Source organism: Vibrio sp. A1-1, from assembly GCF_021728175.1.
Lineage (GTDB): Bacteria > Pseudomonadota > Gammaproteobacteria > Enterobacterales > Vibrionaceae > Vibrio > Vibrio diabolicus.
This window is the reverse complement of sequence record NZ_JAKKCL010000018.1, coordinates 13,832-36,694: the sequence shown is the minus strand read 5'-3', so window position 1 is coordinate 36,694 and position 22,863 is coordinate 13,832. Positions and strand designations below refer to the sequence as shown.

Sequence of the window (22,863 nt, the reverse complement as noted above, 5' to 3'; positions counted from 1 at the left end):
GGTATGGAGCATGTTTGAATTACAGAGAGAGCAGAAATGAAGGTGAAACCCGACATGAGCTTCACCTAAACCTTTATTCTTCAGAGAACAGATCGCCACCGTGCATGTCGATCATTTCTAGTGCTTTACCGCCACCACGCGCAACACACGTTAGTGGATCTTCCGCGATAACCACAGGGATACCGGTTTCTTCCATTAATAGTCGATCGAGATCTTTCAGTAGCGCACCGCCACCGGTTAGAACCATACCATTTTCAGAAATGTCTGAAGCAAGCTCCGGTGGACACTGTTCTAGTGCAACCATGACTGCTGATACAATGCCAGATAACGGCTCTTGAAGCGCTTCTAAGATCTCGTTTGAGTTCAAGCTAAAGCTGCGTGGTACACCCTCTGCAAGGTTACGACCGCGAACTTCAATCTCTTGAACTTCATCACCAGGGTAAGCAGAACCGATTTCGTGTTTGATCTTTTCAGCCGTGGCTTCACCAATCAAGCTGCCGTAGTTACGACGTACGTAGTTGATCACGGCTTCATCAAAGCGATCACCACCGATACGTACTGACGATGAGTAAACCACACCGTTTAGAGAGATAACCGCAACTTCAGTTGTACCACCACCGATATCAACCACCATTGAACCTGTCGGCTCAGACACGCGCAGACCAGCGCCAATTGCCGCCGCCATTGGCTCGTCGATTAGGTAAACTTCACGCGCGCCAGCACCGAGAGCTGATTCACGAATTGCGCGACGCTCAACTTGGGTAGAACCACAAGGAACACAAACAAGAACACGTGGGCTTGGCTTTAGGATGCTGTTGTCATGCACTTGTTTGATAAAGTGCTGAAGCATTTTTTCGGTTACGTAGAAATCAGCGATTACGCCGTCTTTCATTGGGCGGATAGCGGAAATGTTGCCAGGTGTACGACCAAGCATCTGTTTTGCTGCGTGACCGACTGCAGCAACGCTTTTTGCAGAACCTACACGATCTTGACGAATAGCAACTACAGAAGGTTCATCAAGGACAATTCCTTGCCCTTTTACGTAAATTAGAGTGTTGGCTGTACCTAAATCGATAGATAGATCGTTAGAAAACATGCCACGAAGTTTCTTAAACATACTCTTCGCTCATCCTGCAAAAATATAGAAGACAAAAATTGCTCTAAATGTACCAATGCCTCGCTGTCACAGCAAGGTATTGGTACACAAACATGAGCAGAAAGCCTCAATTTCTTGCAGTTTCCTAACTTAAGGCCAAAAACCTAAGTTGTTACTGTCCGGTTAACCCAGGCTCACCACGGTAAATCACGCGATCGTTACCACGGTGAATACCAAAGGTGACGACGGAGGATGGGTTTTCTTCGGAGCCATCTTTATCCCAGTCGTATTTGAGCCAAGGTAAGCCATTTTTTGAATCATCAAGATCTAACCAAACGCGCGTTTGCTGACGGTATGGTTCAGCTTGAGTTGCAGTAACAGAACGAGAAGAACCTGAGGAAACGGTCCCACCATCGCCTAGAATTACGTCTTTTGCACTATTATCTTTTGGCCAAATGTGACTCAAGGAATCCTTTTCCATCACTCCCATAACTTTTGTCTGGCTGTCATCTTGATTAACAATAAAGCGGCTATCATTCCAGTATTCGATTCTTAGAGGAATATGTAAGGTCGCCCCTTGATTTCCACCAACATCATCAAGAGCGATGCGACCAAAGCGCACATCCGGTTGTGCCAGCAATGCTTGAGCCACGTTGGTAGTCAATCGTTCATTGCCATTAACGCTACTTTTAAACCTGAATAATGTCGGGTCAACATAGCTACTGGTTTTACCACCTGAGTTGCTCAATGACAGGCCAATCGAGGTACTGGTAGATTTGTCCACCACCACTTTCGAGTTAAACGGCCCATCGGGCAAAATTGGTTTGCTCCATTGAACCGAATTATCCCACTGCTTACGCCACACCGCGCCGCTCCAGTTTTTATCGCCGAGATCCGCATTCGCGATATTCAAGCGATCCGAATGTTCACCGGACAGATAGAAATCGGCTTTTAATCCACTGGCAAACAAACCGTAGTTTTGTGTCGCGCCGCCACTGGCGTTATAGGCGGTCACAGCAAAGCTTACCGAATCGAATGCCTGCCCCATGTAGGCCGACTCGCCCTGGTTATCCGGATAGTCCCAGTTGGTTTCCGTAACGTTAAAGTAAGCCGGATAGAAGCGGCCTATTGTCGCTACTGCATCCTTAATTTTGAACGCGCTACTACCTAAATAGCTTGAGGTAGCCAGCGGTTTGCCGTTTTCATCACTCGCAACTGGTGCAGCTACGCTAAATTCAAATGCGCCGACTTCCGAGACCGACTGCGGCAGCATCACCTTACCATTTGCCCATTTGCTCCCCTCCGGCAGTGATGTATTCAACAGAGTGGCTGAAGCCCCCTCAGCCGGGTATTTCACGCTGTTGGCGATAGTAATGGCCGGCTCCTGGTAGTTTTTTGCGACCTTTTCTGTATTTCCATCCGCCGCCTGATAGGCGGTCACGGTCAGGTCAAACAACTCACCAGCGGCAACAAAACTGTTGCTACAGCCAGAAACGGCCTTGGTGCAGGTACCTTTTTTATCCGCTTTGGTTGCCGTTAGCTTCAGATACTCAGGGAAGCTGACAAAGCTGGCAAAGCCGGCAGAATCGCCCACACCATCGACGCTCGCATTGAGTTTCACTTTGCCGGCTTCCGGATACTTAATTTTAAAGTACGCCTTGCCCTGCGAGTCAAAATACACATTATTCAACACTGTACTTTGTGTCTGAAGTAAAGTTGGCTCACTTGTCCAGTCGACCGTGTTGTTGCCGACCTTTCTCTTGTACCAGATCGACACCGGCTGAGTTTTATCAACCGGTGCAACTTCATACGCCATCGACATTCTCACGTTGCGCGACTCACCGTCCGCATCTGCCTGAGCAGAACAGAACGACAAGTGATCCTCACCCTGGCTTTGGCGGTTGGCCACCACATCGGCCACGTTGACCGCTAAAACATTCTTAACGAAAGTCACCTCACAGTTCTCTGCCGAGAGCTCGCCGCCATTAATACGACAGCGTGCACCTTCAAAACCAAACTGCGGTACCGAGCTGCTGGCCACGCCCATGGTAATAGTGCCAGATTCCGAAGCCTTTAGCGCTAATTCCTTCTGGTTTTGAACAGTTACCTGTGTACCACCGACCCAGTTAGCAATGTCATGCCCCGCCGAAGGCGTCAGCGTCACATTGAGTGGCTTAAGCATCCCGTTATTGTATGCGTCACGCGGATAGCGCTTGCTACAGTCCGCATTCATGCACGCTCGCAGCTCCACTTGAGAGGCCTGACAAGTGCTGCCTGAGCCCGAATAATCAAACTCAAAGTGGTGGATGCCTTCGGTCAGCGGGATGGCCTCATCGGCACAAACCTGGAAGTTATCAATCTCATGAGTATTGGTCGACCAACCGGTTGATGCGGTGACAGAAAGGCGGAAATTCTCTGGCACCGTATTAAAGCTGCCCTGCTGAAGTACATCAAACTTCTCGATTAGTGTTTTCCATTCTCCTGTATCTATTTTTCTTTCGACCGAGAGATAATATTTACCTGCCTCACGTGAGTTGAGCACGATTCTGTATTTATGTAAGCCACTGCGGGGACCATCAATATCTTCAACTGGCAGATCTTTTCGACTAGGTTCATAGCCCTTAATGTATTTATAGCCCTTAAGCCACTGACCATTTGAGTCCGTGGAGCCGGGACCACGAACACCTATCAAGTTCTGTTTTCGTGGTGAATATTTATCAACAACCTCTCCACCAGTACGGTAATAGTTACCGTATTCATCAAGACCGATTCCTAGCCAGCCTCCAGCAAAGCCTTCAATGTCTTTAGTCACTTCTTCGCTGTGGTTTTTCTGCAGCTTCATCCCGTAGCCCAGCGGGCCGCCAAAGGCACCGGTTTTCGGCAGCACATTGGCATCCGACAGCACCAGAGCTATACCATCAGCACCATCACCACCAAAGGCGTAATGGTCAAACTCAATCTGCAAATAGTTTTGTGCCGATGGAAAGATATAATTGTAGGCCGACGCCGTGGCCTGACGACGTATACTTTCATTCAGCCTGAAACGCCCATTGTTCGTCTGCGGCTGGGTACTGCTTTCAAAACCCATCACTGACCAGTTAGCTAGGCTACCATTATCGAAGTTTTCGGGTGGTAATGGCTTACACTGCTTAGGCTCTGGTTCAACATCCCAACCACAAACCGCTTTCACATCCGATATTGAACATTTACCGGCTGGAGCATAGTTACAATTTGGCTCGTTTACTCCACAGTATCTTCTATCTTGTTTGTAATTATACTGACTCGCTTGGGAGCTAATCGAACCGCAAACATCCGCCTGTTTTAGTGTTACTTGACCATGTGATTTAATGGCATCATGCAAGGCAAAAACGCCATTGTGGTTGCCTCCACCGTCGCCTTGACCATTAGTTTTAGAGTTTTCAACTGTAACCGTGAGCCCTTTAGATTCCAGCGTGCCGCAAACTAAGGCCTGCTTGATTGTGACATCATGTAAAGCCGTAACATTACCAAAGATTTTATTGCCGGAAGCTTCAGTGATTACACCACCACCATCAGAGGTGATATTGCCCCGGATAACACTGTTTTTGATCGTCACATCGTTGTGAGCATATATGTCACCCCAGACTGTGCTGCCATTTTTAATTACTATGTCTCTATAGCCATTTGAGTCTTTCTTCTTATTCTTTTTATTTTCAGATGGCTTCATCACTTGCAAACTCGAAGATGCGCTTGAAGTTTTCAGGTTGATTCTCTGCTGCTGGCTCCCTACGCTATTATTACCTTCAAGCGTAATATCACCATGCATAACTTCTAGTGTGATCGGTTTACCACCAGAGTTACCACTATAGATGACGGAGTCACCATTCCTCAGCGTGAGACTGCCGGTGCTGCAGCGGTAAACCATACCATCGAGTTGACCAGCACCACTATCATCACAAATATTGCCCCCCGAGTCGGCCAAATCATGTGTCACTGCCTTAGCATACGAAAAGGCAGACAGTGATAGCGAAATTAAAAATAGTATGGTCTTTTTCATTATTCTAATCCTTTACCCAAACCTCTTGCTGACGCTGTACCTGTATAACCCCAGAACCACACGTTGCCGTGGCCTGCACCCTAAACAGAGATTCAGCATCAAGGGTACCCTCATTGAAAGTACCTATATTTGTACATGCCATCGCATTAACCTTGCACCCACTTCCCACAGCTACTTGAGGAACGGCACCGCTGACCTCCCCACTGCATACGGCCGCGATATCTGTTGTACTGGCATTTAACGGATACATCTTGGTCAGTGCCCACTCATTTGCAGACTGAGCAACAAACCAAGCTTTTGTTCCCAAAAACTCTCTTGTTAATCCGCTTTGGTTCGACCATGTCACTTTCATTAAAGAGGAAGCCAAATATCCCATCACAATAATGACGAACAACACGATGATTAGTACATTTCCGATGGAGTTTCTTCTACGGGACATTGAGCACCTGCACATCTTGTTGATACACACTACGTTCACCATCCTGCTCAAACTCTAAATTGATATGAACTAAACCACCTCGTTGCAAAGTTGGCTCTAGATAACGCATACCACTTACGGACGTATCGACACTATCCGCAACCGTAATACCATTTCGCGTAACTCGCTTGGTATCAAAACAGTAGCGAACCTCCGACTTCTCTTGATAAATATAAAGACGGCTAGAAACAGAGGATCCCGTAATCGTACTTGCCCCCCCACTAACAACAAAAACCTTACCTGTTTTAGCTAAACCACCAATGGCTATATTTCGCGAAGAAGTTGATTGTAAATCTTCATATCGGCTCGGATTTATCACCATCCTGCGATTCGCAGGAATAGGATTAAGCGTTGAGTCATTACCTAGCAAAAACTCTAAGTCATTATTCTTAAACGTGTAAAAACCAGAATATTCAATCGGCACAAACTCTAGACAATTAGTTGTTCCTTTTGGCACATGAAAACTATTAGGTACAGCATGGCGGATTTCACGCGTCATCTTTTCTAAAACAAACTGAGCCTGTGTTTGTATTCGTTGGCGATCGATAGTATCAGCGTAACCTTTCATTCCTAACTGGACATACCCAGCTATCCCCAACATGATGAAGCTGCCGACTACAATCGTAACTATCATTTCCATTAAGGTGAAACCACGATCTTTCATCAGTAGTTCCCCTTAATAGCTGTTAAAGTAAGGGGCTGCGTGTTTCCCGCAAAAATCCTTAATGTTACTTTCTTGTAGTCGGTTATTTCATCGGGAGCTTTATCCGTCAGATCATCATACGCAACGCTAACTTCTAATCTAAAGTTTTTGTACTGCTCTGTACTGTCCGCACCAAGTACATCACTGATATTCCCTCTAGGGGAACCATCACACTGAGAAGCCGTTGTAGATGTGCTCCAACACCCGATATAGTCATCTACATCGTTGAAATCACTAGGCGTTGTTTCCAAAGAACCGTCTAGTTTTTTATCCGCACCTAATTTATTTACGTCAGTGCAGCTCACTCCATTCTCACCACATCGAACAGTACCACCATCAAAATCGCTGTTCTCATCAAAGCCTCGCGCCAACATCTGAGACATAAAACCTTGGCCTAATGCAGCGGCACGAGTTTGATAATGAGGAATGGCGGAATCTCGAATTTGAGGGACAAGAAAAGAAGTAAACGCCACCATCGCAATGCCCATTAAAACAATCGCGATGATCATTTCTATTAACGTCATGCCACTAGATTTCTTCATGAGCATGTACCTTTAGAAACATAACCTTGAGAATTAATTTCAACTTGGCAACGGCTTCGACCATGTTTATCTTCAATTAAGATGTTTACAGCACCACTTACAGGATTACCGAGAAGGTTAAAATTAATTGTACTTGCGGCACCGCTGATAACGGAAAACTTTGCGGACTTATCGATAACCACGTCACTACGGGCATCTTGTGCACTACCTGTTAGTGCACAGGCAACAACCGAACCAACACATGAGCTAGAAACTTGTAAACGAAAATTGTTGTCAGGACTTGCAACATTAGACTGCATACGATTCACCTGCACTTGGCGAATCACAGAAATCACTCGTTCTTGTAATGTATATGCAGAGAAACTGCTAGAGCCCATAAAACGGCTAGTTGCAACAAGTGAAAGGATAGAGAGGAGGACAATCACGAGGATTAACTCCATTAACGTGAATCCTAATGCAGAGCTGCGAATTTTCATAACCCAACCTTAGGCTTAGAACAAGCGAGATAAGTATACGATGAAATTATGAGATTAATGATAGGTTTATAATTTTTCGATTCGAAATGTGAACAGACGAACAAATAACCAATGTCTAGTTATTTTTCCCCTTTGAACGACTAATCTCTTCTTCAATTCGATCGTAAGTTTCTTTATTGCTCAGCGTTTCAGAAACGTGCTCAGCGGTCTGCTTGGTTTGCTCCCACTTCGCTTCGTAAGTTTCTGGCTCAAAGCTGATAAATCTTGGTAATACCACATAACCGATCACCCCCAAGATAATCAGCACAACCACAAACTCTATTGCACTAAGACCCGATGATTTACGCATATGAGCTATTCCGATATTCATCAAAATAAAGAGATAAAGGCCAGACTAGCTGGCCTTTATATTAAAGAAATTACTCGTCTGTACAGCTAGCAGAGCCTTCAACAATAGAGGTTTTCGCTGGAACGTTTTCTGTAGCTTGTGTGTAAAGCACACAGCTATCAGAAAAACCTTTAATACCGAATAGAACACCCGTATCAGCGCCACTTGAAGCTTTCTTAGCCCAATCAGTATCCAGACCATCAACCACTAATTCTAAATCATCTTTAGTTGCTTTAGGGTAACCATAAACAAGGTTCAAAGTTTTGCCGGCAGCACTGATAGAACCAGTTGGACCATCCTGACTCTCAATTGCAGCTTTTCCAAAAGCAATACCAGAACCACCATCAATGGCACCTTTCAGGCCTTGAAGAGCAGACTCACGAGCATCATCTTGCAGGTTAAGGAAACGTGGTGCTGCAGTGACCGCTAGAATACCTAGGATTACAATTACCACTACCAATTCGATAAGGGTGAAACCACCTTGTCTTTTCATTGTTTACTCTCTCTATGTAAGCATGCAGTACAACTGCAAAGTTTCGTTTAGGTCACGCGACCATTTTGGATATTGTCAAAACGGTTTGGGGCAGCAACGTTCACTAAAACTGACCGTGAAGTGGATACTGTATCTACCGCTTGAGCAGAATGACGATTCGCCATTATTCAGTTCATGCTGCAATGAGAAAAACACATTATTGTTTACCCTCTATTACAGCTTCTTACTTATGGTAATGATTGCATTATACCGACTTTCAATACCAATTATAGTGATTAGGTGTCAAAAAATTCACTCCGCCGACATTTCGACGTCTATTTTCAGTTGATTAGCTGTTGAAATAACTACAATCGACTGACCATTTTCATAAGTATAGTGACAGACATAACGATCAGTTTTGATGGCTCCACTGATATCTATTAACTTATTGGTCATTATTTTACGTTGTGGATAATGCACTGCTAGCCAATAACCACAATCTAAAACACCTTGTTGAGTAAAGGGAGACACTAGCCCGCCCTCAGTCATCGTGAGATTAAAACCATCCATCAGCATATGTTCTGGCTCGCCTTTTACGAGCCAAGCTTGACGATAACGCTGAACACTATCTTGCATCCAAACTCTCGCCAACTTCGCTCCAGTCACCTGCGCCTGCTCGGTAACAGGACGTAATTTGACCGCCAAGCCAACAGCAATGATGGTAGCAATTACCCCAAAAACGATTAGCGTCGCTCGACTTTGATTTTCAACCACCTATTAGCCGCCTTTGATGATGTCTAGCATTCCCCACATTGGCAGGAAGATACCCAGTGCTAGCACCATGACCATGCCGGCGACAATCACCAAAAGTAGCGGTTCTATTCTTGCGGTTAGTGTTTTTAGATCGTAATCAACTTCTCTATCGTAAAAATCCGACACTTCCAGCAGCAGCTCATCAATACGACCGGTTTCTTCCCCTACTGCAATCATCTGAATCACCAAAGGGGTAAAGATTTTACTGTTGATGGCAGTTACTGAAATGGTGCTACCCGCTTCAATCGCGGATTTCATCTCAAGAATTCGATTTTCTAAAAAGCGGTTCCCCAGGGCTTCCCCGGCTAAAGCTAAAGACTGGTTAAGTGGAACGCCTGATTTCAGCATCAACGAGAAGGTTCTGGCAAAACGAGAAAGCTGCGCGCGATTAACGATATCGCCTACAATTGGCAGCCGAAGCCGAAACTTATCGAACTTTTCCCGACCATCAGCCGTCGCCACCCAGGCTCTGAAAACCGCAAACGCGCCAATCATTGCCACAATCAACAACACCCAATAATTAACAAAGAAATTAGAAGTAGCGATCAAAATACGCGTCGGCAGTGGTAACTCAACACCAAAGCGCGTAAACATCGATGCAAACTCAGGGATCACCAAGATATTCAATATAAACATGGCGATAGTGATAAAGATAATGACAAACGTCGGATAACGCATCGCCGCTTTGATGCGTTTACGAGTCTCGAGTTCCTGCTCGTAGTAATTCGCCAGTTGCAATAGTGCTTGATCGAGTCGACCCGTATTCTCACCTACGTTGATCATAGAAACGAACAGTGGGCTGAATACTTTGCTGTGTTGCTGCATCGCAGAAGACAAACCTCGGCCATTACTCAGTTCAGAAACGACATCTTCCAGTGCCTCTTTGAGCTGTTTGTTTTCACAATTTTGCAGCAGGCCACGCATAGAACGCAGCAACGGTACGCCCGCTTTAGTTAAGCTAAACAACTGGCGAGAGAAAAGAATGATCACTTCCAATGGAATGGCTGGCACAAATAGCTTAGACAAGCTCATTTGGCTTTTTGCCGACTCTTTCTCTAACCGCACATTGAGCGGGATGATCCCTTTGTTCATCAACGCTTCCGCTGCAGCCTCTGAGTTCACTGCTTCGATTTTGCCGTTAGTGGATGAGCCGTCTAGCGTGCGGCCTTGATAACGAAAAGTTGGCATTCACTTACCTATATGAAAATGGGATCAGTCTTACCAGAAGCGTCACCTTCACCTAGGGTCATCACTTCATCCAAACTGACGGTACCTTGTAGCGCCAGTTCCATTGCAGAAGCAAGCAGTGGCTTATAGTTTTCTGAGCGACGCGCGGCTTGGGCAAAGCCAACCGCATCATTGGCGCGCAATTTATCCATCATTTCTTGCTCAAGTTCGAGCATTTCAAACACACCAATTCGGCCTCGATAACCAGTCAAGTTACAGTTTTGACAGCCTACACCTTTATAAAAAGTGGTCCCTACTTGGTTTGGAAAACGCCCAGCTAACCACTGTTGGCGTGACTCGTCTAGATGGTCTTCTGTTTTGCAGTCTGGACAAACACGGCGAACAAGACGCTGCGCCACCACGGCTCTGACCGCACTGGCAACCAAGTAACCCGGTGCGCCCATATCGATCATGCGTAACGCACTGTCGACAGCATCATTGGTGTGAAGAGTGCTCAATACTAAGTGACCCGTTAATGCAGCTCGCAGACCAATTTCTACCGTCTCTTGGTCACGCATCTCACCGACGAGAATGATGTCTGGGTCTTGACGCAAGAAGGTTCGAAGCACACGCGAGAAAGTCAGATCGATCTTACTGTTTACCTGTACCTGAGTGATGCGAGGCAAACGGTATTCGACCGGATCTTCTGCTGTAATGATCTTTTTCCCTGGCTCGTTGAGCTCACTTAATGCGCCGTAAAGCGTGGTGGTTTTACCTGAACCTGTCGGCCCCGTCACCAAGATCATGCCGTGCGGACGAGCCAACTGTCGACGTAAACGAGCAAGCAAATCTGGCGGCAAACCTGACTCTTCTAATGGACGCAAACCAGCAGACTGGTTAAGCAGACGCATTACTACGGACTCCCCGTATTGCGTTGGTAGCGTCGACATACGAATATCGATTGATTGACCACGCACTTTGATATTGAATCGGCCATCTTGCGGCAAGCGCTTCTCAGAGATGTCTAGGTGCGCCATCAACTTCAATCGAAGAACTAAAGCCGATGCGATATTCACTTCATTCAGGATGGTTTCATGCAGTACACCATCAATACGCTGACGTAAGCGCAAAATCTGATCGTCTGGCTCAATATGAATATCCGATGCCCCGACTTGTACCGCATCTTCAAACATGGAATTAACCAGCTTTACAACGGTAACTTCCTCACTGTCGGTTCCATCAATACCGTAATCGAAGCTTTGCTCGTCTTTATGCTCTTCATGCAACTGTTCCGCGAAAGAAGCGATCTCTTTAGTGCGGCGATAATAACGGTCAAAGCTTGAAATAAGTTGGCGCTCTGAAGCCACGATGAACTCAAGGTTGTATTCACCTAGCAAATTCATCAGTGACTCTTGGATGAACAAATCCGCAGGGTCACTCATGGCAACGCGCAACGTGTCCCCATTTCGAGCAACGACCATCGCACGTAAGCGACGTGCGTGTACCTCAGGTAGAATCTGTACCGCTTCCGCATCCACAGGGGCGCGACCAAGATCGATCAATGGCAAACCAAGTTGTTGGGACAAGAAGTCCAACATTTGCTTCTCAGTAATAAAGCCGAGATCAATTAACGCATCACCCAGCTTCTGCCCGGTACTACGTTGTGCGTTTAGTGCTTGCTGGATTTGCTCTTCAGAGACGATACCTTCTTCAACCAGAAGATCGCCTAAGCGTTTTCTCAACTGAATTTTCATTGTGCATTCTCCAGCTGTTTCAAGATGCTCAAACGGTCACGAATAAACGCTTGCGATTGATTCGAAATGCCAACTTTACCCAGAGCTTGGTTGTAAGAGTTGATCGCGGCGGTAAACGTCAGAGCGCGCTCTTGTTGAATCGCTAAACCTAGCCACCAGCGCGCATTTTCCGGCTCACGCTGAGTAAGGAGTTGATAACTCTCAAGCGCAATATCATTCTGCTTGTGTTTTTGTGCCAATGCCGCACGCATCGCCAAGTAATCTCGACTTGGTCTTGGAGGCAAATGCACAAGCGGACTCAGCGCCGCTTCAGGTTGATTGGCTTTCACTAACAACTTAGACAAGGCCAAGCGAAGTACTTGGTTGTTCGTGTCAAGGTTGATGCCTTCTTGGATAATCTCATACGCTTTACGCGTGTCGCCTTTGCCAAAGTACAACGCCGATAATTTTTGACGCGTGTCTGCATTCATTGGCTCATAACGTAACGCCTCAGCATAAGCGGACAACGCCGTTTGCATATCATTAGCATCCAGTGCTTTTTCCGCTCGGCTAACCGCTTTAAGAGATAACTGGCGGTGCGTCAGCTCAACCTGCTCAATATGCATTGAACTGTTTTCTGCTGTCGTGCGGGTTACGTGATTAGATTGCTCATCGCTTGGCATCGTTGCCACTTGCGCGAGTAGCACTGCATCTTCAGAGACCGCATTTACCTCCGCTCTTGGCGTGAACCTATCAGTCTCAGGCATATGAAGCTGTTGCGCAGCCGATTGTGTCACTGGCTTCGTGTAAACCACATGGGCTGTCTCGGGCGTCATTTTACTCGTTGGCGAATGAGTACGCTCTGATGATGTGATTGACGAAGCATTCACTGACGACAATGGCATGGTTTCTGTTTGAGCAGATGAAAGCTCGCCTGAAGGGATAGGACCGCGAGAGACCGCCCAGCCGCCCACCGCAAGGCTTAACGAGAAACCAGCAACGAGCCAAAGCCAAGGTTTACTGCGTGAAACGTTGGGAATGTCCGCACGAGTAAGCTCTGACGGTGATGTTTTTTCAGCGAGTTCTGATAATGCTTTATTGATGGCACTCAAGGTTGACTCCATCCCCAAAATACGGGTGTTTTAAACTTAGGTTTACGGGCATCAAACGTATCGTGCATAGCTGCGTAAACGTGATGATTTTTTAATAGTGTGCAACGATCATTAAATGCCGCAAGCAACGACTTGTGGCTAATTTGGTTGATCAAACGTGGAATCCCCATGGATGAACGCCAAATCGCTTTTTTCTGCTCAATAGAAAAAATGTGCGCTCCATTGCCTGCCTTGTCTAAACGATTATTGATGTAAGCCACGCCTTCATCGATAGAAAGAGGACGCAGCTGACAACTAAACGTAATACGTTGACGAAACTGCCTTAGCTCGTGGCTGGCTAACCGCTCATCCAACTCAGGTTGTCCGAATAACACCAGTTGAATGAGTTTATCTTGTTCCGTTTCTAGGTTACCGAACAGACGCAATGTTTCTAAAGCTTGTGGAGAAAGAGCTTGCGCTTCATCGACGATCAAGACGGTTTTCTTTCCCGCAGAATGCACTTGAATCAGGTGTTCTTGAATGAGAGAAACAATACGTAGCGGGTCATCGTTCTCGATGCCTAACTCTCTGGCGACAGCAAACTGCAACTGCTCTCCATTCAAAACTGGATTAGGTAAGTAAATCAGCTCGACTTCAGATTCAATCTGCTCAATTAACTTACGACACACCATGGTTTTTCCGGTGCCGACTTCTCCCGTCACCTTAATCACCCCTTCTCCCATTTGCACAGCGGCTAAAATGGTTTGGATCGCCTCATAGTGAGGGACTAACCCCAAGAACATTTCTGTGTTTGGGGTTAACGAAAAAGGCTGAACTCGAAATCCAAAATGTGACAAGTACATACTCGAATCACAAACTCATTGAAAAACGGAACCTTTCCCCGCGCTTATTGCGCATCTGGGAACCACTCTTGCAGCAGATCACGAGAGCGCTCTAGCTCTTTCTGCCAAGAGTTCACACCAACTACGGTCGGTTTTAGCAAGATGACCAATTCTGTTTTCTCAGTCACGTTATTTACGTTGCGGAACAAATGCCCCAATGCGGGCACATCGCCTAAGAATGGGACTTTAGAAACAAGCTCACGATTTTGCTGTTTCATCAAACCGCCGATAACCACAACATCGCCATCTTTAGCACGAATAACCGAGTCAGATTCACGAATAGAGCTTTTTGCCAATGGCAATTGGATGTTTTGGAACTCACCGCCCAAGTTCAATTTCTTCACTTCTTCCGAGACTTCAATAACCGCAGGGTGAACATGCAGGAACACATTGCCTTTGTTATCAATTTGCGGAGTCACATCGAGAGAGATACCTGAGAAGAATGGTGTCAATTCCACTTCTGGAACGGCATTTGAGTTTTCACCGTTGCCTGCATTGCTCGATAACTCGGTAACAAAATACTCATCGGTACCCACTTTGATGACCGACTTTTGGTTGTTGGCTGCGGTAATACGAGGGCTCGAAAGAACGTTCAAGTCACCTTGTGTAGACATAAAACTCAACACAGCATTGAAGTTGCCATCAGAGATAGTCACGTTGGTTTGGCCGCCCAATAGCGTGCCAATCGCATCCAACGGTGGTAATGCCGACGCAGGGCGGTTCACTACGACACTACCCGAGTTACCAATTGACGCCGATAAGTTCGACCAGTTGATGCCTTGTTGGTAGCCATCATTCAACGTCACTTCTAGAATTTTAGCTTCAAGAATGACCTGACGCTGCATGCGCTCCTGCGATACACCTAAGAACTCACGGACTTCTCGAATATCATCTGGAAACGCTCGAACCGTAATCACTCCTGCTTGTGGTGTTACGACAACACTTTGTCCTTTGCCTGAACCAATTAGATTCGCAACGGCTTGCTGCAGCATCGGCCAGAAGTCACTTTCAGTGATGGTTTCGATGCGCGTACCGCCCGTAGAAGTCGTCGAGCTATCGCCGCTGTTACTTCCATTGTCAGAGTCTGATGAGTCAGAACTGTCTGAGCTACCGCCAGAATTAGACGTACCAGCCGAGGTCACTGAGCCCGTGACAATGCTCGTCAATGATCGACCAGAGCGTTTGAACTGGAGGTAATCAACAGGAATGGTTACCGTACGCATACCAGCAGGGTAGATTTGAATAACTTTGCCAGACTTCACCACATCATAGCCATACATGTTCTGTACAACGCTCAGGACTTCATCCAACGTAACATCTGACAAGTTGACGGTGATATTACCTTGTACCGCTGGATGAATCGCCACGCTGTACTCAGTGCCTTTGACTAGAGAGGCAAAAAAGCTTCGTGCATCGACCGCATTCGCTTGAATACGGAAACGCTTCGAGGTGCCTTGCTCTGAAGCAACATTCGAGTCTAAGTTAGGCATCAGGTCCGCTTCGACAGAAGAAGGAATTTCTTCTAACGTGCGGCTGTTCGCTTGATTGATAGATTCATTGAGCGCTTCTTTGACTTCCACTGGGTCACGGTGACCCATTGAACATCCCATTAAAGAAGCAATCGTTATTCCTACAACTAATTTGCGCATATCTGATCAGGCTCTGGTTATTATTTTTTTACGTTTAAACCAAAAAGCTCTAGGTCCCACTGACGGTTACCACGCTTTAAAGTTACAAATTCACTATTAATGCTCGCGACGCGATAACCCTTAAATAGCTCGCCTTTTTCAACAAGCTTGTTATCCATAATCGCGACACAAGCAGTACTTGGCTTACACACAATACTGTTGAGCGTAGGCAGTCGGTACTGTTTTGCTTTTGGTTTCGCTGACGTTTCAACCGCAGGCTTTTCCCAGCCAAGTGGTGCCGTTGGATCTTGGTTCGCCCAAGCGGTTCCTGCCGCAGCCATGACAAGTAATGAGATGATGAGTTTTTTAACCACCAATAAACTCCTCTCGAGATCCTAGTGTGTAGACTTCCAACACAAGCTTCGCTTTCGGGTACTCTTCGACTTTGTAACTAAAGCTGCGCCAATAATAACTGGCAGGAAGGCTCTCCAACTTATTTAGGTAATTGGCAATAGAAAAGTAGTCGCCAGTCAGCTCCATACGTACAGGGTGTACGTAGTAACCAGAGTATTGCGATGCTTCTTTATCTTCCGTAATTGGCTCAGATGGCAAAGTTTGCAAAGACAAAAGGTGAATGCCACTTTGCTGCTCTAATACATTTTCCAGCAGCTCAGCCATTTGCGAAGGTGTAATAAGGTGTTCGATGATCTCCGCTAGCTGCATCGAAAGGTGCTGACTTTCTGTTAGCAGGTTAGATATCGAGCGATCAATCTCAGCGTTTGGATCTTTCTTCAGCTGCGCTTGAATACGTAGCGTGTCGATTTCAATCTTTTGATTGGCTTGCTTTAAATTGCTTAGTTGCCTCTCATTACTGATGATCTCGTTAAGCTTTGGTTCCAGTACCAGCGTAAAAAGCAACATGATCACGACAACTAAACCACACAGCGCGATAAGCAATTTTTCACGCGCGCTCATTTCGCCAAAGCGCTCTTCTAATGAGAGCCAGAATTCGTTCATTTCTCTTTATCCTCGCGCGTTTTTAGCTCAAACGTCACAATATCCTTATCATTTCGGCCAATTTTGACGTCGTCAAATGTCCGGCCAACCAAGCTAATCTCAGTTTTAAATTGGTTAACCCAACTTGGTACTGAGCTCGGCTTTTTCGCCAGTCCCTTCAGATCTAAGGTATGGTTATTGATTCGAATTTCGGACAAAGAAATTTCTTGGTTTCCTAGCTTAGCTAATGATTGCATCACGCCAGAGTAACCCGTGCGCTGCGAGTCATCGTATTTCCCGACGGCTTTAAGCGAGTCTCGCTTCGCCTTGACTTCACGCTCTAAGCGGGCTTTAGCTGCCAGCTTATTATTGTCGGGCTGATGCTTACGTAGCTTGACTTGATAGCGTTCAAGCTCTGACTTCATGATATCGCCTTTGCTTTTTACAATAGCAATTTCATCTTCTAAACCACTGCTCTGCCAAGTCACATAGCCGTAAGAGAGTAGAATGGCCGCAGCCGCGACACCCCAAGATAACGCGATATTTCTTAGTGTCAGGAGCTCTTTTTTCGGCTTTAAGTAATCAGGGTATAAGTTAACGCGTCGAGTATTAGAAGCCGCAGCAGCATCTGTTAAAACGTGTCCTGATAACTCATGTTCTGGTGGTAATAACGGAGAAACTTTAGTGCTTAAACGGTAGTTCAGAGACTGAACAAGCTCACTCTCATCCTCCTCATCACAACATACTTTCAATTGATGCAGCTGCACATGGCGCAACTGAGAAGAAAGATAATCAATCGAACGTTGCAGTTCTAACGAGAGGCTATCCATCTGTAACTCGCTAGACGGAACCCCCGTTAACGGTGGCGTCACACTGCGAATCGAACGATGGAACGCGATAGTATTTTCGACAAAAGCGCTAATACGGAAGTGACCACGCACACTGCGTTGTAATAATAGGAAGTTACCTAGTTCACCTGCGGTCTCTCCCCAAATGTCGTCTTCAGGAAGAATAGCTTCTAATGGCAACTGGGCGCGACTGGCCAGTAACACGATCTTATCCAACATTTTTCGTGATAAGACGTAAGCTTGCACTTTGGTTGAATTGGGTAGCTCTACCGCATCTGCAATGATGTCAACGGCACGCTCAGAGATCAGTTCTTTCAACAAAAACGGTAATGCTGCAGGCCATTCTTGGCGCGGCATGACAGGTTTGTCGATTTGATACATCTGATAATAGTTATGAGAAAGGACAACCGTCAGAGAATCATACGCACTCGCAGCAACGCTCAATGCTTGCTCTACGGCTTTCTCCCAATTGGATTCAGAAATATCAAATTGGTATGGGCGACCACTTTTTATTGAAGATGATAAATAAACGGCGTCTGGCTGAATAACCAAAAAGCAGGAACGACCACCACCAGATCATCGTTTGAGCTTGTCGAGTAGTGCTTTGAAATCCATGATTATTATCTTTATTTTTTACGCCAGCGATTTCGTCTTCCCAATTTCACTTGGGATTCTGATTGAGAACTTGGCAATGCTTGTGGACGAGGAAGAAACTGCTGCTCTGCAGAGAAGTAGCGCCCTTGCCCACCATAAACCCCGAGCTCAATTAACGTGTTGAGCTCGTTTTGATTCTCAATTCCCACTGCTATGATTTTAGTTTTACTGTTTGCCGCAGCACCTAGCATGCTGCGGACAAATAGCTGGTTCTCATGTCGCTGGTCGATTTTTGCTACTAAACTGCGATGAAGTTTAAGGTAACGAATATCCACTTCTTTTAAATAGTGAGTGCTGACGATGGTTCGTCCAGCCTGCCCAACCATTAAGTGGCACCCTAAACCGGCCAGCATTTTAGCGACTGGTCGCATAAAGTCTAAGTGTCTTACAAATTGTGCTTCAACAAACTCAAAACTGAGACACTTTCTCTGTTCACGTGACAACTGTAAGAGTTCATCACGAAACCATTTAAAGTACTCTCGGTTAGAAAAAGGCGTTACATTCAAATTGAGCGCATACGATCTTGAGTTATCAAAATTATCCTTAAATTCTCTTAAGAATTTATTAATAACTGACTTATCCATTTGCGCTTCATAACCAACCTGTCTGATCGCAGAAATAAACCGAGACGCTTTAACAATGCCATTCTCAGGATCGCGAATCCGACATGTTAACTCTTCATATAATGATTTTTTATGCGTTGCGTCACTTATTGGGTGCACAGATTGTGCGTAGAGTATCACATTTTCTGGTGTAAGTGCTGTGTCAAATAACGTTCTCCACCTCACACTTCCGCGAGCTTCTTCATCGTGGTTCCATTTTTTGAAGCGACTCCAATTATTGTTATTTTGTAGTTGCGCACTACGCAAAGCTGTCTCTGCTTCATCGATGATTTGGCTGTGTCGCTCACCCTCTTTATAAGTAGTGATGCCTATATGGCACCAGTTGTCTGGGTCGAGTGGCTCTGGCGGAATTAATTTTTCTAACTGGCGAATGCATTGTGATGCCAAATTAGCCACATCTTTGGCACTTTGATGCGGCAGAAATAACGCAAAATCAGCATCGTAATAACGAGAAAACACAACATCAGGGTATCGCTGAACTAAGTTGGATAATAAACTCCCAACTTCAACAATAAACTCATCCGTTATTTGCTTATCTTGCTCTTCTTCAACCAACTTCCAATCTTGAATGCGCACCAGCAACACGGCACCGCAAGCCCCACTTTCTAGCAACGCCGATTCCAGTTTGCTATCAAACAGCACTCGATTGGCGGTACCTGTTAACTTATCAAGGAAGGTTTGAGTTCGAATAAAGGTATCAAATCGGCTTCGCTCTTGACGCGCATCTTGTAACTCTTCAATTAATACATCGAGCGCTTCACTGGCAGTATAAGGCCATTCTTTTTTGTCACCTTTTGCATACTGCTCTACCCGACCAGCAAGGATCATCCTGCCTCGCTCTTCGAGCATTTCAGAGCCTTCTAATTGCTCCTTAAGCCACGCAACACCGCGCATTAAACAGAAGATGATCAGGATAACGGCAAGCGTGATCGACCAAAGCGCCTGCATTGAGTAGCTGTAACCTAAGTAAGGCGGGATCGCTTTAAAATGAATCGTGTAATCTTGATTGTGAGTCAGTTGGTATTCTGTCTCAAACAAGACTGACGCTTCCATTTGATGAGAAGTATCTTTGAAGCGATAAACAACCGCATTGTTGGTCGACAATGTCATTTCGACAATATTGGAAGCCTGCAGCATTTTCGGCATCCAGCGCTGCATAGAATAAGCAGCATCAGGATCTTCCATCTCCTTGTCGACCACCTCTACGATCCCTTCTAAATAATGGGTGAGATATTCCTGCCCAAGACGTTTAAAAGAGAGGGTGCCACCGACAAACAAGATAAACATGGCGCAGATGACGATCATGGTGACAAAAGCCACCAGCCGTGTGCTTAACTTAAGAGTTGGGGTATACCTCATGAATACCAAATTCCTTTTTTATTCATCATATACCTTATTGAAATATTTATACTTGATAAGAGTTCATCAAACAATCGGATTCGTCTGATAGTGAGAGGCTGGAGCATAAAGAACATCACACTCATTGATAAGTTTTATTGTTACGCCTAACCTTGCTGAGATAAGCCTTTGAGATCATTAGATAGCGACAATAAAAAAGACCGCGATATTCGCGGCCTTTTCGATTCAAGCATAAGCAGAATTTAGAACGGGATATCGTCGTCAAAATCCATTGGTGGCTCATTGTACTGCTGCTGTGGTTGCTGCGGAGCCTGCTGTTGTTGCTGTTGCTGAGGCGCATTGTACTGCTGCTGAGCTGGTTGTTGAGGCTGACCCCATCCACCTTGTTGCTGCTGTTGACCGCCCATTGGTGCGCCGCCACCTTGACCACGACCGCCAAGCATTTGCATCACGCCGTTGAAGCCTTGAACAACGACTTCAGTTGAGTAGCGATCTTGACCGCTTTGGTCTTGCCATTTACGAGTTTGCAGTTGGCCTTCAATGTATACTTGAGAACCTTTACGCAAGTACTCACCTGCTACTTCCGCAAGTTTGCCGAACAACACAACACGGTGCCATTCCGTTTTTTCGCGCTGTTCGCCAGTCGCTTTATCACGCCATGAATCAGAAGTCGCAATAGTAATGTTTGCTACTGCACCGCCGTTCGGCATGTAACGAATTTCAGGGTCGTTACCTAGATTCCCCACCAAAATAACTTTGTTAATTCCACGGCTGGCCATGATGTGCTCCGTTTCACTCTGGATATATAAAATTTTAGCGCATTAGAATAGCACGCTTTAATGTTTTGATTAAAGTCTAATACCATTGTGATCTAATGAGTCACCTACTAGAACCCAAATCGCATTTCAACTTACGCATGTAGCATTTTTGATTCGCTTTGCAGACATCGTTTCGTGAAGCTTTGAATTCGAACGCATTTATTCAGTAAAGCTATGGTTATAACCTCTCTTTAATGCCAACTTATGGCCTTTATTGAACACTGGGAGATTTGAACACGTGAGAAAGTCGGCTTACGCAAGAAAGCTATTTCTGATCAGTATGGAAGATAATGCGCAAAAAAAGGTGGCAGCACTCGAAAAGTACATTGATATGAGCATCCCGGTGATTTCAACCGAAGCACTCATGGAAGCTAAGCCACAGCATCGTAATAAAATCCTACTGATCGACTTCAGTGAACATAAATCACTCGTTCAATCGATCAAAAACTTACCGCTGGTATGGAAGAACTTTGAAACCGTTGTGTTCAATGTCCCTAAAAGGCTGACCACGGATGAGCTGCTTTCATTTGGTCAATTAAAGGGGCTGTTCTATTCCGAAGATACGCTAGAGCAAATTGGAGAAGGATTAAAAGGCATTGTTAACGGTCAAAACTGGCTGCCGCGTAATGTAACCAGTCAACTTTTACACTATTACCGTAACGTCATTAACACTCATACTGCCCCAGCCACGGTAGACCTAACCATTCGCGAGCTGCAAGTACTGCGTTGCTTGCAAGCTGGCGCCTCAAACAGCCAAATGGCCGAGGAATTATTTGTCAGTGAATTCACCATCAAATCGCACTTGTATCAGATATTCAAAAAGCTATCAGTGAAGAATCGCGTTCAGGCAATTGCTTGGGCAGATCAAAACTTAATGTCATGATGCGATGCCGCGACTATTATGACTAAAATGACGAGTCGCTCATCTTTTTTCCGCACTAAGTCTCACACTTTTTCCTACTTTATTCATGATTCATTGACGGCTCTCGTGTTAAAGTTATGCGCAGATTCTTGATAATAACGAGATAGGATATTCCCCCAATGATTAAAAAATGTCTGTTCCCTGCTGCAGGCTATGGCACTCGCTTCTTACCGGCAACGAAATCTATGCCAAAAGAGATGATGCCAGTCGTGAATAAACCGCTTATTGAATACGGCGTTGAAGAAGCAATTCAAGCTGGTATGAACGGCATGTGTATTGTGACAGGTCGTGGCAAACACTCTATCATGGACCACTTTGATAAGAACTACGAACTAGAACACCAGATTAGCGGTACCAATAAAGAAGAGCTATTGGTAGATATCCGTGAAATCATTGAATCTGCAAACTTCACTTACATCCGTCAACGCGAGATGAAAGGCTTAGGCCACGCGATTCTGACCGGGCGTGAACTGGTGGGTGACGAACCATTTGCCGTCGTTCTTGCTGATGACCTTTGTGTCAACGAAGAAGAAGGCGTGCTAGCTCAAATGGTGGCGCTATTTAAACAGTTTCGTTGTTCTATCGTTGCCGTACAAGAAGTCCCAGAAGATGAGACTCACAAATACGGCGTTATCTCTGGTGAAATGATCAAAGATGACATCTACCGCGTAGACGACATGGTAGAAAAACCTGAGAAAGGCACGGCACCAAGCAACCTTGCGATCATTGGTCGTTACATCCTGACTCCCGATATTTTTGAACTGATTGAAAACACAGAGCCAGGTAAAGGTGGTGAAATTCAAATCACTGACGCGCTACTTAAACAAGCAAAAGCGGGCTGTGTCTTGGCTTATAAATTCAAAGGCAAACGCTTTGACTGTGGTAGTGTTGAAGGTTACATCGAAGCAACCAACTACTGTTTTGAAAACCTTTATCTAAAAGATGAAAAAGCCTCTGAGTTAGGTAAACACGCAACACAAAAAGCGGTATAAAGCATCGTCGTAGTACGAAATTATTGTTTCTAAAGCCCGGCATTATGTTGGGCTTTTATTCTTACTGTTTTTTTATCCAGTAATTTTCTTTGCACATTTCTCACACTATGTAATACTTGCCCCACT

20 protein-coding genes and 1 pseudogene are annotated in these 22,863 nt (G+C 45.5%); 2 read left to right on the top strand and 19 right to left on the bottom strand.

Annotation, left to right across the window (positions count from 1 at the left end; all coding sequences use genetic code 11):
• Positions 1–73: 73 nt before the first annotated feature.
• From L3V30_RS20275 to L3V30_RS20185, 19 genes and pseudogenes are all read right to left on the bottom strand, one after another.
• Positions 74–1,117 (bottom strand): rod shape-determining protein, encoded by a 1,044-nt coding sequence (locus L3V30_RS20275; RefSeq protein ID WP_005381144.1) that lies wholly within the window; start codon positions 1,115–1,117, stop codon positions 74–76.
• 151 nt (positions 1,118–1,268) lie between these two features.
• Positions 1,269–5,132, bottom strand: a complete 3,864-nt coding sequence (locus L3V30_RS20270) for a DUF6701 domain-containing protein (protein ID WP_237309666.1) — start codon at positions 5,130–5,132, stop codon at positions 1,269–1,271.
• A gap of 4 nt (positions 5,133–5,136) precedes the next feature.
• Positions 5,137–5,571, bottom strand: coding sequence for an MSHA biogenesis protein MshP (locus L3V30_RS20265; protein ID WP_069505795.1), 435 nt, complete (start codon positions 5,569–5,571; stop codon positions 5,137–5,139).
• Positions 5,561–6,274: a prepilin-type N-terminal cleavage/methylation domain-containing protein gene (locus L3V30_RS20260; RefSeq protein WP_080525247.1), complete on the bottom strand. Its 714-nt coding sequence runs from the start codon at positions 6,272–6,274 to the stop codon at positions 5,561–5,563. Before L3V30_RS20260 ends, L3V30_RS20265 begins: the two co-directional genes overlap by 11 nt.
• The gene (locus L3V30_RS20255; protein ID WP_237309664.1) at positions 6,274–6,855 is read right to left on the bottom strand and encodes a type II secretion system protein; all 582 of its coding nucleotides are present in this window, start codon (positions 6,853–6,855) and stop codon (positions 6,274–6,276) included. Before L3V30_RS20255 ends, L3V30_RS20260 begins: the two co-directional genes overlap by 1 nt.
• Positions 6,852–7,331 carry a prepilin-type N-terminal cleavage/methylation domain-containing protein gene (locus tag L3V30_RS20250; RefSeq protein WP_237309662.1) on the bottom strand — a complete coding sequence of 160 codons (480 nt, stop codon included), beginning with the start codon at positions 7,329–7,331 and terminating at the stop codon, positions 6,852–6,854. The genes L3V30_RS20255 and L3V30_RS20250 overlap by 4 nt, the downstream gene beginning before the upstream one ends.
• 115 nt (positions 7,332–7,446) lie before the next feature.
• On the bottom strand, positions 7,447–7,680 hold the full coding sequence (locus tag L3V30_RS20245) for an MSHA biogenesis protein MshA (protein WP_047123887.1): 234 nt from the start codon (positions 7,678–7,680) through the stop codon (positions 7,447–7,449).
• 70 nt (positions 7,681–7,750) lie between these two features.
• Positions 7,751–8,212 (bottom strand): prepilin-type N-terminal cleavage/methylation domain-containing protein, encoded by a 462-nt coding sequence (locus tag L3V30_RS20240; protein ID WP_033907416.1) that lies wholly within the window; start codon positions 8,210–8,212, stop codon positions 7,751–7,753.
• 291 nt (positions 8,213–8,503) lie between these two features.
• A complete protein-coding gene (locus L3V30_RS20235) occupies positions 8,504–8,965 on the bottom strand; it encodes a hypothetical protein (RefSeq protein WP_005397399.1) in 462 nt (153 codons plus the stop codon).
• A 3-nt stretch (positions 8,966–8,968) separates the two neighbouring features.
• A complete protein-coding gene (locus L3V30_RS20230; RefSeq protein ID WP_048626840.1) occupies positions 8,969–10,192 on the bottom strand; it encodes a type II secretion system F family protein in 1,224 nt (407 codons plus the stop codon).
• 8 nt (positions 10,193–10,200) lie between these two features.
• On the bottom strand, positions 10,201–11,925 hold the full coding sequence (locus tag L3V30_RS20225; RefSeq protein ID WP_114323983.1) for a GspE/PulE family protein: 1,725 nt from the start codon (positions 11,923–11,925) through the stop codon (positions 10,201–10,203).
• Positions 11,922–13,016: a tetratricopeptide repeat protein gene (locus L3V30_RS20220; RefSeq protein WP_237309660.1), complete on the bottom strand. Its 1,095-nt coding sequence runs from the start codon at positions 13,014–13,016 to the stop codon at positions 11,922–11,924. Before L3V30_RS20220 ends, L3V30_RS20225 begins: the two co-directional genes overlap by 4 nt.
• Positions 13,013–13,858, bottom strand: coding sequence for an AAA family ATPase (locus L3V30_RS20215; protein ID WP_046873590.1), 846 nt, complete (start codon positions 13,856–13,858; stop codon positions 13,013–13,015). The genes L3V30_RS20220 and L3V30_RS20215 overlap by 4 nt, the downstream gene beginning before the upstream one ends.
• A 44-nt stretch (positions 13,859–13,902) precedes the next feature.
• A complete protein-coding gene (mshL, locus tag L3V30_RS20210; protein WP_046873589.1) occupies positions 13,903–15,546 on the bottom strand; it encodes a pilus (MSHA type) biogenesis protein MshL in 1,644 nt (547 codons plus the stop codon).
• 20 nt (positions 15,547–15,566) lie between these two features.
• Positions 15,567–15,899: a hypothetical protein gene (locus L3V30_RS20205; RefSeq protein ID WP_046873588.1), complete on the bottom strand. Its 333-nt coding sequence runs from the start codon at positions 15,897–15,899 to the stop codon at positions 15,567–15,569.
• Complete coding sequence (gene gspM / locus L3V30_RS20200) at positions 15,892–16,542, bottom strand: type II secretion system protein GspM (protein ID WP_047009166.1); 651 nt, start codon at positions 16,540–16,542, stop codon at positions 15,892–15,894. The genes L3V30_RS20205 and gspM overlap by 8 nt, the downstream gene beginning before the upstream one ends.
• Positions 16,539–17,984 (bottom strand): annotated as a pseudogene (locus L3V30_RS20195) (MSHA biogenesis protein MshI). The gene gspM and the pseudogene L3V30_RS20195 overlap by 4 nt, the downstream one beginning before the upstream one ends.
• A gap of 11 nt (positions 17,985–17,995) precedes the next feature.
• The gene (csrD, locus tag L3V30_RS20190; protein WP_237309658.1) at positions 17,996–20,005 is read right to left on the bottom strand and encodes an RNase E specificity factor CsrD; all 2,010 of its coding nucleotides are present in this window, start codon (positions 20,003–20,005) and stop codon (positions 17,996–17,998) included.
• Positions 20,006–20,247: 242 nt separating this feature from the next.
• Positions 20,248–20,784, bottom strand: coding sequence for a single-stranded DNA-binding protein (locus L3V30_RS20185; RefSeq protein WP_012841367.1), 537 nt, complete (start codon positions 20,782–20,784; stop codon positions 20,248–20,250).
• A 277-nt stretch (positions 20,785–21,061) separates the two neighbouring features.
• On the opposite strand from L3V30_RS20185, the gene L3V30_RS20180 reads away from it, so the two are divergent.
• Together L3V30_RS20180 and galU are read left to right on the top strand one after the other, a co-directional pair.
• Positions 21,062–21,706 carry a LuxR C-terminal-related transcriptional regulator gene (locus L3V30_RS20180; RefSeq protein ID WP_005397417.1) on the top strand — a complete coding sequence of 215 codons (645 nt, stop codon included), beginning with the start codon at positions 21,062–21,064 and terminating at the stop codon, positions 21,704–21,706.
• Between the two features lie 158 nt (positions 21,707–21,864).
• Positions 21,865–22,737, top strand: a complete 873-nt coding sequence (galU, locus tag L3V30_RS20175) for a UTP--glucose-1-phosphate uridylyltransferase GalU (protein WP_005397418.1) — start codon at positions 21,865–21,867, stop codon at positions 22,735–22,737.
• The last annotated feature ends 126 nt before the right edge of the window (positions 22,738–22,863 follow it).